General features: G+C 55.6%; 13 protein-coding genes. 7 read left to right on the forward strand and 6 right to left on the reverse strand.

What is annotated here, in order from left to right; translation table 11 throughout:
- Nucleotides 1–94: 94 nt before the first annotated feature.
- Both bcp and KUE00_RS15285 read right to left on the reverse strand, forming a co-directional pair.
- Nucleotides 95–562, reverse strand: a complete 468-nt coding sequence (gene bcp, locus KUE00_RS15280) for a thioredoxin-dependent thiol peroxidase (RefSeq protein WP_246760748.1) — start codon at nucleotides 560–562, stop codon at nucleotides 95–97.
- Nucleotides 522–1,133, reverse strand: coding sequence for a glycine cleavage system transcriptional repressor (locus KUE00_RS15285; RefSeq protein WP_246760749.1), 612 nt, complete (start codon nucleotides 1,131–1,133; stop codon nucleotides 522–524). Before KUE00_RS15285 ends, bcp begins: the two co-directional genes overlap by 41 nt.
- A gap of 158 nt (nucleotides 1,134–1,291) precedes the next feature.
- Here KUE00_RS15285 and dapA point away from each other — a divergent pair, with 158 nt between their 5' ends.
- From dapA to KUE00_RS15310, 5 genes are all read left to right on the forward strand, one after another.
- On the forward strand, nucleotides 1,292–2,170 hold the full coding sequence (gene dapA / locus KUE00_RS15290; RefSeq protein WP_246760750.1) for a 4-hydroxy-tetrahydrodipicolinate synthase: 879 nt from the start codon (nucleotides 1,292–1,294) through the stop codon (nucleotides 2,168–2,170).
- Between the two features lie 15 nt (nucleotides 2,171–2,185).
- The gene (gene bamC / locus KUE00_RS15295; RefSeq protein ID WP_246760751.1) at nucleotides 2,186–3,220 is read left to right on the forward strand and encodes an outer membrane protein assembly factor BamC; all 1,035 of its coding nucleotides are present in this window, start codon (nucleotides 2,186–2,188) and stop codon (nucleotides 3,218–3,220) included.
- A gap of 162 nt (nucleotides 3,221–3,382) precedes the next feature.
- Nucleotides 3,383–4,096 carry a phosphoribosylaminoimidazolesuccinocarboxamide synthase gene (gene purC / locus KUE00_RS15300; RefSeq protein ID WP_246760752.1) on the forward strand — a complete coding sequence of 238 codons (714 nt, stop codon included), beginning with the start codon at nucleotides 3,383–3,385 and terminating at the stop codon, nucleotides 4,094–4,096.
- A gap of 164 nt (nucleotides 4,097–4,260) precedes the next feature.
- On the forward strand, nucleotides 4,261–5,115 hold the full coding sequence (ypfJ, locus tag KUE00_RS15305; RefSeq protein WP_246760753.1) for a KPN_02809 family neutral zinc metallopeptidase: 855 nt from the start codon (nucleotides 4,261–4,263) through the stop codon (nucleotides 5,113–5,115).
- Nucleotides 5,108–7,135 (forward strand): tRNA(Met) cytidine acetyltransferase TmcA, encoded by a 2,028-nt coding sequence (locus KUE00_RS15310; protein ID WP_246760754.1) that lies wholly within the window; start codon nucleotides 5,108–5,110, stop codon nucleotides 7,133–7,135. The genes ypfJ and KUE00_RS15310 overlap by 8 nt, the downstream gene beginning before the upstream one ends.
- Before the next feature lie 157 nt (nucleotides 7,136–7,292).
- Here KUE00_RS15310 and KUE00_RS15315 read toward each other — a convergent pair whose 3' ends face one another.
- Genes KUE00_RS15315 through KUE00_RS15325 form a run of 3 tightly spaced genes read right to left on the reverse strand, consistent with a single transcriptional unit; the run spans nucleotide 7,293 to nucleotide 8,980 of the window.
- Nucleotides 7,293–7,481 carry a YpfN family protein gene (locus KUE00_RS15315; protein WP_246760755.1) on the reverse strand — a complete coding sequence of 63 codons (189 nt, stop codon included), beginning with the start codon at nucleotides 7,479–7,481 and terminating at the stop codon, nucleotides 7,293–7,295.
- 9 nt (nucleotides 7,482–7,490) lie between these two features.
- Entirely contained in the window at nucleotides 7,491–8,618 is a 1,128-nt protein-coding gene (gene dapE / locus KUE00_RS15320) for a succinyl-diaminopimelate desuccinylase (RefSeq protein ID WP_246760756.1), read from the reverse strand.
- A gap of 2 nt (nucleotides 8,619–8,620) precedes the next feature.
- A complete protein-coding gene (locus KUE00_RS15325) occupies nucleotides 8,621–8,980 on the reverse strand; it encodes an ArsC family reductase (RefSeq protein ID WP_246760757.1) in 360 nt (119 codons plus the stop codon).
- 133 nt (nucleotides 8,981–9,113) lie between these two features.
- Here KUE00_RS15325 and KUE00_RS15330 point away from each other — a divergent pair, with 133 nt between their 5' ends.
- Both KUE00_RS15330 and ypfM read left to right on the forward strand, forming a co-directional pair.
- Entirely contained in the window at nucleotides 9,114–9,308 is a 195-nt protein-coding gene (locus KUE00_RS15330) for a hypothetical protein (protein ID WP_246760758.1), read from the forward strand.
- Between the two features lie 310 nt (nucleotides 9,309–9,618).
- Complete coding sequence (gene ypfM, locus KUE00_RS15335; protein ID WP_152601344.1) at nucleotides 9,619–9,681, forward strand: protein YpfM; 63 nt, start codon at nucleotides 9,619–9,621, stop codon at nucleotides 9,679–9,681.
- Nucleotides 9,682–9,774: 93 nt separating this feature from the next.
- Here ypfM and acrD read toward each other — a convergent pair whose 3' ends face one another.
- Nucleotides 9,775–12,891: a multidrug efflux RND transporter permease AcrD gene (gene acrD / locus KUE00_RS15340; RefSeq protein ID WP_246760759.1), complete on the reverse strand. Its 3,117-nt coding sequence runs from the start codon at nucleotides 12,889–12,891 to the stop codon at nucleotides 9,775–9,777.
- Nucleotides 12,892–13,075: the final 184 nt, after the last annotated feature.

The raw sequence follows: 13,075 nt of genomic DNA on the forward strand, positions 1-13,075 counted from the left end.
AAAGGGTAGCGTGCAGGCAGGGCAGGTAAAGAGCGTTTGAATAAGGGCTGTCGTTTAATACGGGCGAAAAGAAAGCGTTCCGCCCGTTAAATTTTTACGCCGACTTCAGGTAGTCCATCACGATATCGTGGTGGTTGCTGGTTTTGAAATCGTCGAACACTTTCTCAATCTTACCGTCGGTGCCAATTAAAAAACTGATGCGGTGAATGCCGTCATAGGTTTTGCCCATAAAGGTTTTCTCACCCCAGATGCCAAACTGCTCGCAGACCTGGTGATCTTCATCCGAAAGCAGAGTGAAGTTCAGCATTTCTTTTTCAACAAATCGCGACAGCTTTTCCTGCTTATCCGTGCTGATGCCTAAGACTTCCACGCCAGCTTTTTTCAGCTCATCCATGCTGTCACGCAGACCACACGCCTGAACGGTGCAGCCTGGCGTCATCGCCTTCGGATAGAAATAAACCAGAACGCGCTGTCCCTGGAAGTCGGTCAAGTTTACCTGCTCGCCATCCTGATCGGGCAAGCTAAATGTGGGTGCGAGATCGCCGGCTTTCAGTGGATTCATCACTACTCTCCATTTTTTCATCGTGCTGTGGATACTGGACGACGCTAATAGTGCCTTGTGCATGTAACTCTGTACAGAGGCTGTTAAACGCCTGCTCAATAATTGCAGCATCCTGACTGGCAGGACTGTGAGCGGTAATCTGAATATAGAGCAAGGATGGCTTATTTTCTGCCGCAGGCTGCGTGCGCGACACCAGTTCGGCAATATTCATCTGATGTGAATCAAAGAGATCGGTAAAGCGTTCAATGATATGCGCGGAGTCCGTGACTTCAACCTGTACCCAAACGGTGGCGGGCATCGGCGGTCTTTCGCGAAAGGTCGTGCGCTTCATGACGATTAACAGTTCCAGCTCGGCCCCTTTCAGCGGTAGCGTCGACTCAATCAGCGCAATAGCGTTCCAGCTGCCGGAAAGCAGCATAATAAAGGTGAACTCGTCGCCCAGCATCGCCAGACGGCTGTCTTCAATGTTGCAGTCGCAGCTGCTGACGTGACGGGTAATGGTGTTAACTATCCCCGGACGGTCGACGCCTAACGCGGTGATAACCAGATGATGTTGCTCTGACTGCGGCAAAATAATGCTTCCTGTCCGTCGTAGTGATTAGCAATTGTGATAACTCTTAGGTAAACATAAAAAATACCCTGTGCCAAGGGGGCTGGCGGGCTTGCCCGCTTGCTTTTCCACGACGGACAAACGTACCATGAAGCACTTGTTTGTGGAGGGGATGGCTAATGTTTACGGGAAGTATAGTTGCGCTCGTTACGCCGATGGATGACAAAGGGTCTGTCTGTCGTGCAAGTCTGAAAAAACTGATTGATTATCATGTTGCCAGCGGAACGGCGGCAATTGTCTCCGTAGGAACCACGGGCGAGTCGGCAACCTTAAGCCATGATGAACATGGCGACGTGGTGATGATGACGCTGGAGCTGGCCGATGGCCGCATACCGATCATCGCCGGAACCGGCGCTAACGCCACGGCGGAAGGCATCGCGTTGACGCGGCGTTTCGAAACCAGCGGCGTAGTAGGTTGCCTGACCGTCACACCATACTACAACCGTCCTACCCAGGAAGGCCTGTACCAACACTTTAAAGCCATCGCCGAAAGTACCGATCTGCCACAAATGCTTTACAATGTGCCATCGCGCACCGGCTGCGATATGCTGCCGGAAACCGTGGGTCGCCTGGCGAAGATTAAAAATATTATCGGAATCAAAGAGGCGACCGGGAACTTATCGCGGGTTAGCCAGATCCAAGAGCTGGTTGATGACGATTTCGTGCTGGTCAGCGGTGACGACGTTTCTGCCCTCGACTTTATGCAGTTGGGCGGCAAAGGCGTTATCTCGGTGACGGCGAACATCGCCGCGCGTGAAATGGTGGAGCTTTGTGCGCTTGCCAAACAGGGCAACTTCCAGGAAGCTCGCCGCCTTAACCAGCGTTTGATGCATCTGCATCAGAAGCTATTTATTGAGCCTAATCCTGTCCCGGTAAAATGGGCGGCTAAAAAATTAGGATTAATTGCAACCGATACGCTGCGTCTACCGATGACGCCGATGACTGATGCCGGTCGTCCGGTTGTTGAGCAGGCACTGAAAGACGCAGGCCTGCTGTAAATTTAGGGAGAAGTAATGGCTTACACAGTACAAAAGTCGGCAATCGCGAAAGTGGTTGGCCTGTCGCTGGTGATGTTGCTGGCGGCATGTTCAAGCGACCAGCGCTACAAGCGCCAGGTCAGCGGTGACGAATCTTACCTTCAGGCTGCGGACGTTAACGAACTGCACGCGCCTGCCGGTATGATCCTGCCGCTGCAAAACGGTGATTTCGACATTCCTTCCGCCAGCAGCAAAGGCGCCATCGGCAAGCAGCTGGACATTCGTCCACCGGCGCAGCCGCTGGCGCTGATGAACGGCACCCGCACGCAGTTTGCCGGTAATTCAGGTGTGCTGCTGCTGGACAATAACCGTAGCGGATCGCTGTGGCCGCAGGTGGTAGATATCGTGCAGGCACGCAACTATGCTATCGCCAGCCGTACCGACGCCAGCCAGACGCTGACCACCGACTGGGTACAGTGGAACCGTGCGGATGAAGATCATCAGTATCGCGGCCGCTACCAGATCAGCGTACAGCAGCAGGGCTATCAGCAGGCGCTGACCGTGAAGCTACTGGAGCTGCAGCAGGAAGGCAAAGCCGTTACTTCACCCGTACAGATGCAGCGCTATACCGCGCAGATGCTTAACGAGCTAAGCAGCGGCCTGGACAAGAATGAAACCACGCGTGAAAACGCGGCGGCAAAAGGCAGCGTGGCGCAGATCAACGTGCAGAGCGGTGCGGATGATACCGGCCTGCCGAACCTGATTGTACGCGCGCCGTTTAACGTCGTCTGGCAGCGTCTGCCGGCCGCGCTGGAACGCGCAGGTATGAAGGTAACCGATCAGAACCGTCCGCAGGGCAGCCTTAGCGTGACCTACAGTGAGCCTTCCAGCGAAACCTGGGACCAGCTTGGCGCGAAAGATCCTGAGCTGACCAACGGCAAATATAAGCTGCAGGTCGGCGACCTGGATAACCGCAGCAGCCTGCAGTTCCTGGATCCAAAAGGACACTCGCTGACCCAGTCGCAAAACGATGCGCTGGTGGCGGTGCTTCAGGCGGCATTCAACAAATAATCGCAAGGCCGGCACGTTCCGGCCTTTTTTATTTGCCGCTGCGTAATCGATTGCTTCGGTTTTTTCGCGGTCGATCATACAATAGATGCAATAGTTCATATCCGGCCGTTCTGGCGTGGCTAAGGCCAGGGCGAAAGGGGATTTCACGTTTGGAGTATAGAGATGAAAAAGCAAGCTGAGTTGTATCGCGGCAAAGCGAAAACCGTTTACAGCACCGAAAATCCGGATCTGTTGGTACTCGAATTCCGCAATGATACGTCAGCACTGGACGGTGAACGCATCGAACAGTTTGATCGTAAAGGAATGATTAACAATAAGTTTAACCATTTCATCATGACGAAACTGGCAGAAGCGGGCATTCCTACCCAGATGGAAGCGTTGCTTTCCGATAACGAAGCGCTGGTTAAAAAGCTGGATATGGTGCCGGTTGAATGCGTGATGCGTAACCGCGCGGCGGGCTCGCTGGTAAAACGTCTGGGTGTAGAAGAAGGCATGATCCTTAACCCGCCGCTGTTTGACCTGTTTTTAAAAGACGATGCGCGTCACGATCCTATGGTGAACGAATCCTATTGCGAAACGTTTGGCTGGGTAAGCAAAGAGAACCTGGCGCGTATGCGCGAGCTGACCTACAAAGCCAACGAGGTGCTGAGCAAGCTTTTTGCCGATGCCGGTCTAATCCTGGTGGACTTTAAGCTGGAGTTCGGTCTGTTTAACGGCGAAGTCACGCTGGGCGACGAGTTTTCACCGGACGGTGCCCGCCTGTGGGATAAAGAAACGCTGAACAAGATGGATAAAGACCGCTACCGTCAGAGCCTTGGCGGCCTGATTGAAGCCTACGAAGAAGTGGCTAACCGCCTGGGCGTCAAGCTGGACTGATTTTTCAGGCTGCGGCACCTGCCGCAGCCTCTGTTTTACCTCCCATACTGTTCCTGCATTCTGAATCTGCCTTTTGCTCCGGATTAATCAGCATCACCGCACTGGTGCCAGGCGCTGCGCACGACTAAAATCACTCCATCATTTTATAAACCAGGGGTTAATGTATGCGTTGGCAAGGGCGCCGTGAGAGCGATAACGTGGAAGATCGCCGTAATGAGTCCGGTACGGTAGGAACCGGGAGAATGCGGATTCCACGTGGTAAAGGCGGTATTGTCCTGCTGATTATCGTGATGATTGCTGGCTATTATGGCTACGACTTAACCCCCTTACTAAACGGTGGTTCCTCTTCACTTTCCCAGCCAGCTTCGCAACAAACTACGGCGCAGCAGGATGAAGCCGCAAAATTTACCTCGGTGATGCTGGCAACCACCGAAGACACCTGGCATAAAATCTTTCAAAAGATGGGTAAAACCTATACCCCGCCAAAGCTGGTGATGTATCGCGGCTCGACGCGTACCGGCTGCGGCACGGGCCAGTCGGTGATGGGGCCTTTTTACTGCCCGACCGACAGCACCGTTTATATCGATCTCTCGTTCTATGACGAAATGAAAAACAAGCTGGGCGCGGATGGCGATTTTGCGCAGGGCTATGTGGTCGCGCATGAGGTAGGCCATCACGTGCAGCGTTTGCTGGGCATCGAGCCAAAGGTGCGACAGCTCCAGCAGCAGGGTGGGCAAAAGCAGGCGAATCAGCTTTCGGTCAAGCTGGAGCTACAGGCCGACTGCTTTGCTGGCGTGTGGGGACACTATATGCAGCAGGAAAACGTACTGGAACCGGGCGATCTGCAGGAAGCGCTGAACGCCGCCGAAGCGATTGGCGACGATCGCCTCCAGCAGCAGAGCCAGGGACGCGTGGTGCCGGACAGCTTTACGCACGGCACGTCGCAACAGCGCTATAGCTGGTTTAAAAAGGGTTTCGACAGCGGCAATCCTGGCCAGTGTGATACCTTCGGTGGCTGATTTACGCGACGTCAGCGCACAAACGGAACGGCTACGCCAGCAGGGTATGCGGCGGCTGATGGTAGTCAGCGGCGATTTTGCATGGTGCCAGCAGCAGGTGCAGCAATGGGTGTCGCTGTTGCCCGGCGACTGGCTATGGCTGGGCGATGCGCCGCAAAGTCCGCTGCACTGCGCGCCCGGAGCGGCAAAAACGCTGCTTGGCCAGGAGTTTCTTCATGCCGTTTTCGATGCGCGTCACGGGTTTGATGCGCAAGCGCTGGCGATTGTAGCGGGAACGCTGAAGGCGGGCAGCTGGCTACTGTTGCTGGTGCCAGAGTGGGCCAGCTGGCTAACGCAGCCCGATAACGATTCGCTGCGCTGGGGCGAAACGGCCGCGCCTGTCGCTACGCCTAACTTTATTTCGCGCCTGCAAAAACTGTTGCTGGCCGATCCGCAGGTGGCAAAGCTTTGTCAAAATCAGGCTCCCGTTTTGCCTGCGCCGCTACCGGCGCCAGCCTGGCAGCCGAATGACGTTTCGCAGCAGCAGCAGCTACTGGAGCAGTTACTGACGGAGAAGCCGGGAATTTACGTGCTGACGGCACCGCGTGGGCGAGGCAAATCGGCGCTTGCCGGATCGCTGGCAGCGCGCTGGCCCGGTCGCTGTCTGATTTCAGCCCCGGCAAAAGCGGCGACGGAGGTGTTGGCCAACTTCGCCGGTGACGCTTTTCATTTTATCGCGCCCGACAGGCTGCTGGCGCTGGAATCATCGGAACTGCCACGGGATATCGACTGGTTGCTGATCGACGAGGCGGCGGCTATTCCCGCGCCGATGCTGGAACGGCTGGTCAGGCTTTTTCCCCGCACGCTGTTAACCACCACGCTGCAAGGCTATGAAGGAACGGGACGCGGCTTCCTGCTAAAATTTTGCGCCGGGCTGCCGGACGTAACGCTTTGCAAGCTCGACAAGCCATTACGCTGGGCGCAGCAGGATCCGCTGGAGCACTTTATCGAACGGGCGCTTCTGTTTAGCGAAGCTGAACCGGAAACCCGCGGTACGGACGTGCATTTCTGTTTTCCGCGCCAGCAGGACTGGCAGGATAAGCCGGAGACGCTTGAAGCGATCTACCAGCTGTTAACCAGCGCGCACTATCGCACTTCGCCTCTCGATCTGCGGCGGATGATGGATGCGCCAGGCATGCACTTTAGCGCGGCTTTGCAAGGCAAAAGCGTTCAGGCCGCTTTGTGGCTGGTGGATGAAGGTGGTTTGTCGGCCGAACTGGCGCAGGCCATCTGGGCGGGGCTGCGCCGTCCCGCCGGGAATCTGGTTGCCCAGTCGCTTGCCGCACACGGCGGCTGGCCCGAGGCGGCGCAAATGCGTTCCCGCCGCATCAGCCGTATTGCGGTCACGCCTGCGCTACGGCGGCACGGTATTGGCCAGCAACTGGTACAGCAAAGCATTGACCAGGCGCAAGGTCTGGATTTCCTTTCCGTCAGCTTTGGCTACACGCCAGCGCTGTGGCATTTCTGGCAGGCCTGCGGTTTTCAGCTGGCACGTTTTGGTACGCGGCCGGAAGCCAGCAGCGGCTGCTATGCCGCCATGGCTATTTTACCGTTAAGCGAGCGGGGCAGGGTGCTCGCCGGGAAGGCAGCCCAACGTCTGGCGCGCGACTGGCGCTGGCTACAGCCTTTGCTGGATGGCGTGGAGCTGGCATTTCCCGCCATGGCAGACGACCAGCCTGATGACGAAGACTGGCGCGAGCTGGCGGGCTTTGCCTGGGCGCAACGCTCGTTCGACGCAAGTATCGGCGCGCTGGGAAGGCTGTTGACCAATACTTCGCAGCCGTTGCCTTTATTGCAGGGAATGCTGTTGGCGCGGCTATCGCAGGCCGAGCTGATCGGGCTGTCGGGGCTGTCAGGCAAAAAAGCGTTACTCAACGGCTGGCGGCAGGAGGCCGAGCGGGCATTGCTGGCACTGGATAAAAACCGCGCTGAAGAGTGGCGAAATAGACTAATTCGCATGAAGAGTGGCGAGATCGACTAATCCGCATGAAGAGTGCGGATGTGGCAGAGAGGACGCAAAAAGCCGGGGACTGGCCGACGGGCACAGGACAAAAGTAACGACAACCGGCAGGCACGGCCGCCATGTCTCGCGGCCATGCCCGTGGTGCTTTGCCTGAGGGACAGGCAAAGCAATCCGGCTACTTTTTCTTTGGCCAGTCGTCGTCGTCATCCCACTTATCGTTGAAATCACGATGCGGCGGCAAATCGGGTTTGTTGTCCATATATTTTTTGTGGTCGATACGCTTCAGGTCTTTATAGACGTTCATCAGTATGCCGACCATCAGCACGATACCTATCAGCCACCAGTAGTGTTTAAGCCATTCCATATTTCATCCTTACGCGATTAACTGTTCCATGATGCGTTGGTACATTCTGCTCAACAGCTGTAGATCGGCGGCCTTCACGCACTCATTGATTTTATGAATGGTCGCGTTGACCGGCCCCAGCTCTACCACCTGCGCGCCCATACGTGCGATAAAGCGGCCGTCGGAAGTACCGCCGGTGGTCAGCAGCTGCGGCTTAATTTCATTATAGTGCTCAACGGCGTTTACCACCGCCTCAACCAGTTTGCCGGTCGAAGTCAGGAATGGCTGACCGGAAACCACCCAGTCCAGCGAGTAGCGCAGCTGATGACGATCCAGCAGATCTTTTACGCGCTGCTTGATCATCTCATCGGTCAGTTCCGTACTAAAACGGAAATTAAACTGTACGAAAAATTCGCCCGGAATCACGTTGTTGCTGCCGGTTCCGGCCTGCACGTTGGCAATCTGCATACTGGTAGGCGGGAAAAATTCGTTGCCCCGATCCCATTCCGTTGCCGCCAGCTCGTTTAAAGCAGGCAGCGCGCGGTGTACCGGATTATCGGCCAGATGAGGATAAGCAACGTGGCCCTGCACGCCGTGAATGGTCAGGTTAGCGGTCATGGAGCCGCGACGGCCATTTTTAACCACGTCGCCCACTACTTCGGTGCTGGAAGGCTCGCCAACCAGGCAATAGTCAAGACGTTCGTGGCGCGCCATAAGCGCTTCGACCACCTTCACCGTACCGTTGGTGGCGCTGGCTTCTTCATCCGACGTGATCAAAAAAGCCAGGCGGCCTTTGTGGTTGGGATGGGTCGCGACAAATCTTTCGGCTGCGACAATCATCGCGGCCAGCGAGCCTTTCATATCGGCCGCGCCGCGCCCAAACAGCATGCCGTCGCGAATGGTGGGTTCAAACGGCGGATTAATCCAGCGGCTGGCGTCGCCCGCCGGCACCACGTCGGTATGGCCGGCAAATGCCAGCGTTTCGCCTTTGCCGCGCCATGCCCAAAAATTCTGCGTGTCGCCAATATTCATTGCTTCAACGGTAAAGCCCAGCGCCTGAAGGCGCTCGATCATCAGGGCCTGGCAACCGGCATCATCCGGGCTGAGGGAAGGACGACGAATAAGCTGCTGCGTCAGCTCAATGACCGGACAAAACATAATCAGGACTTCTCCACAATAAAAGACGAATAGCTGGCTTCATTAAAGCCCAGCAGCATAGAGCCATCGGCGCGGCTGAGCAACGGTCGTTTAATCATTGCCGGTTGTTCCAGCATCAGCTGCTGCGCGGTAGCGGCGTTATTAACCTTTGCGCGCGTTTCTTCGCTCAGCTTGCGCCAGGTAGTGCCGCGCGTGTTAAGCAATGCTTCCCAGCCCAGCACGTCGGTAAAAGTTTGCAGCAAGGCGGCATCCAGCCCGTCTGCGCGATAGTCGTGGAACTGATAAGCTATCTGGTTTGCCTCTAAATACTTCCTCGCCTTTTTTATCGTGTCGCAATTTTTAATGCCGTACATCGTCAGCATGGCGGGTTCCCTTCTTTTTTTTATGGGTTTAATCTATATTCGATACTGCTCGGGCGCGTAGTTTACAACGGATGCGCCTGCGAGGCACGGAAGACGGTATAAACTCAAGAGAGCAGGAATAAGGAGGGGCAATATGAACTATATGACAGCGTCTTCCGCCCATACGGTTGAAGAAACCCAGTCGACAATTGTAATCGCCAGGAAAAACGAGAGCCGTTGCGACGAGTTTAACCATATCGTTGAAGCGGTGCTGGCCGAACACCCGGATGCCAAAACGCATATTGACAGCGAGAGCGGCGGCTATGACAAAATTATCGTTTTGAAGTAACGTGCGAGGGGGCGTGGCCCCCTTAACCGTTTTTCGCCGTACCTGACCTTGCAACGTCCTACCTCCCGGAACATCCTCCGCTTAACTCCTCTTTTTAGCTGATGCTTACCAATCAGCGACTTAGCAAATGCTCTGACGCCTGATGATAAGCAGGCTATTAATTCCTTTAAAAATCAGTCGATAAGAAATGTGCGTTACCTCACGTATTAGGATAAATCCTAATTTTTAGGGGGTTTTCATGGTCGAAAGTAGTTCACTTCGCCTTAGGAATAATCCTATAATAGCCTCACTACAACGAGAGAGGTGATGTATGATCGACTTAGAACTGGGGAACTGGAAAGACTTTATCGAAGCGATGTTGACTCGTAAGTAACACATTCATAAAGAGAAGCTCAGCGACAGCATCAACCAGCTTAACTTTCAGTATCCGACTTAAAAAGGCAGCCCCCGGGCTGCCTTTTGCTTATTATGCGATCGGCTTCTCTTTTAGTGGAAAGCGCCGACGGACCAGCACAAAGAATATCGGCACAAAAATGAGCGCCAGCACGGTGGCCGCAAACATGCCGCCCATGACGCCGGTACCCACGGCATGCTGGCTGCTGGAGCCTGCACCGTTGCCAATAGTCATTGGCAGTACGCCAAACATAAAGGCCAGCGAAGTCATCAGAATAGGACGCAGGCGCTGGCGCGAAGCTTCCAGCGTCGCCTCAAGCAGATCGCGTCCTTTGCTGTTCATGTCGTTAGCAAATTCCACGATAAGAATCGCGTTTTTCGCCGACAGCCCAATAACGGTGAGCAAGCCAACCTGAAAGTAAACGTCGTTTTCGAGGCCGCGCAGCCAGGTTGCCGCCAGCGCGCCGACCACGCCCAGCGGCACCACCAGCATAACGGAAAAGGGCACCGACCAGCTCTCATAAAGCGCGGCCAGGCACAGAAACACCACCAGCAGAGAGACGGCATAAAGCGCCGGAGCCTGTGCGCCGCTCATCCGTTCCTGATAGGACGCGCCGGTCCACTGGACGCCAAAACCCTGCGGTAGCTTGCTGACCAGCTGCTCCATAATATCCATTGCGGTGCCGGTACTGACGCCCTGGGCCGATTCGCCAACGATCTCCACGGCCGAATAACCGTTATAGCGCTCCAGGCGGGGCGAACCCGTTTCCCAACGAGTGGTGGCAAAGGCGGAAAACGGCACCATGCCGCCTGCGCTATTGCGCACATACCATTTATCAATGTCGTCCGGCAGCATGCGGAAAGGCGCTGCCGCCTGAACGTAAACTTTTTTTACGCGGCCACGGTCCAAAAAGTCGTTCACATAGGTTGAGCCCCAGCCGGTGGTCAGCGTGTCGTTGACATCATCGATGGAAACGCCAAGCGCCTGCGCCTTATGCTGATCGATATCGATTCGCAGCTGCGGCGTATCGTCCAGACCGTTATGGCGAACCCTCGCCAGCGACGGATTGCTTTCGGCCATTGCCAGCAGCTGGTCGCGTGCCTGCATCAGCGCATCGTGTCCCAGGCCTGCGTGATCCTGCAATTCCATATCGAAGCCGGCCGAGTTGCCCATACCGGTAATCGCGGGCGGGCTGCTGGCGATAACGCGACCTTCACGGATATTTTTGAACGCTTTGGTGGCGCGCTCAATAATGGCAAAAGCGCTGTTTTCCGCGCCCGAGCGATCCTGCCAGTCTTTCAGGCGCACAAACATTCGCGCCACGTTTTGACCGTTGCCGCCGGGGCCTGCGCCAATAGTTGAGAAGACCGAAAGTACGTTATCTTTTTCCTGGGTCAGATAATATTGCTCGACCTTATTCACCACTTTATTGGTTTGCTGTAGCGTCGCGCCCGGCGGTAGCTGCACCTGGGTGGTGAACACGCCCCGGTCTTCCAGCGGCAGGAAAGAGGTAGGCAAATGCATAAACAGCAGCGCCATACCGGCAATCAGCAGAGCATAAAGCAGCAGCCAGTGTCCGGTTTTTGCCAGAACCCGGCTTACGCCGCGCTCATAACGCTGTGCATTACGGTTAAAAGTGCGGTTAAACCAGCCAAAAAAGCCTCGTCGTTCGTGATGACCTCCCGATGGCAGCGGTTTAAGCAGCGTGGCGCACAGCGCGGGCGTCAGAACCATTGCGACGATGACCGAAAGCACCATTGCGGAAACAATAGTGACGGAAAACTGGCGATAAATCGCGCCCGTGGTGCCGCCGAAAAAGGCCATGGGCACGAAAACAGCGGAAAGTACCAGCGTAATGCCGACCAGCGCGCCCTGAATCTGTCCCATCGATTTGCGCGTGGCCTCACGTGGCGACAGGCCTTCCTCGCTCATTATTCGCTCAACGTTTTCTACCACCACGATGGCATCGTCCACCAGCAGGCCTATCGCCAGCACCATGGCAAACATGGTCAGCGTATTAATACTGAATCCGCAGGCCGAAAGAATAGCGAAAGTGCCCAGCAGCACCACGGGAACGGCGATAGTGGGAATTAGCGTAGCGCGAAAATTCTGCAAAAACAGGTACATTACGACAAACACCAGCGCGATTGCTTCGAGCAGCGTTTTTACCACGTCCTCAATGGAGGCCACGACAAACGGCGTGGTTTCATAGGCGATTTCCGCCTTCAGGCCGTGCGGAAAATAGTGGGAAAGTTCTGCGATACGCGCTCGCACCAGCTTGTCGGTTTGCAACTCGTTCGCGCCGGAAGCCAGCTTAACGCCCAGTCCGGAAGCGGGCTGGCCGTTGTACTGGCTCAAAAAGTCATACTTTTCCGCGCCCAGCGCAACCGTCGCCACATCGCCTAATCGCACTTCTGAACCGTCCTGATTGACCCGCAGCGTAATCTGGCGGAACTGCTCGGGGGTGGTTAACAGCGACTGAGAGTTAATGGTGGCGTTAAGCGCCTGGCGATCTACGGAAGGCAGGCCGCCCAGCTGGCCTACGGCAACCTGGCTATTTTGCGATTCAATAGCGCTGACAATGTCCGACGTGGTCAGCGCATAATTGATCATCTTATTGGGATCGAGCCAGATACGCATTGCGTACTGCGAGCCATAGGCATCCACCTGACCGACGCCGTCGATACGACTCAGCGGATCCTGCACGTTACTGGCTACATAGTCGGCGATATCCTGCTTATCCATGCTGCCGTCCGTCGAGACAAAGGCCACCATCAGGATATTGGTATCGCCCGTCTTGGTCACCGTCACGCCCTGCGACTGAACGGCCTGAGGGAGCTTGCGCAGCGCGGTTTGCAGCTGATTTTGTACCTGCTGGCGAGCTTCGTCAGGGTTGGTGCCGGCAACAAAGGTCAGCGTGATCGTCGCCTGCCCGGTATTGCTGCTTTGCGAGGACATATACATCAGGTTATCGATGCCGGTCATATTCTGCTCAATAACCTGCGTAACCGTGTTCTCCAGCGTTTGCGCAGACGCGCCGGGATAGTTAGCGGTGATACGGACGTTAGGCGGCGCAAGTGCCGGATATTGCTCAACGGGCAGCGAAACGATGGCCAGCGTACCGGTTAAACAGAGCAGAATTGCAATGACCCACGCAAAAATGGGGCGATCGATAAAAAAATTCGCCATCGAATTGGCTCCAGACAAGCTTCGGGAGAAGGCGGCATTGCGGATGGGCCAGCTAAACCCTGTCCGACGGCAGCAGGTTTTTATGATTGTTTGAACCGTTCCACTTTACCCGTGGGGCCGGAGGGAATCGTGGAGAAATTAAGGAAAAAGTGTAAATTATCGTGCCGTAAAATATGGCGGATGC

This window comes from Erwinia phyllosphaerae (assembly GCF_019132875.1).
Taxonomy (GTDB): domain Bacteria; phylum Pseudomonadota; class Gammaproteobacteria; order Enterobacterales; family Enterobacteriaceae; genus Erwinia; species Erwinia phyllosphaerae.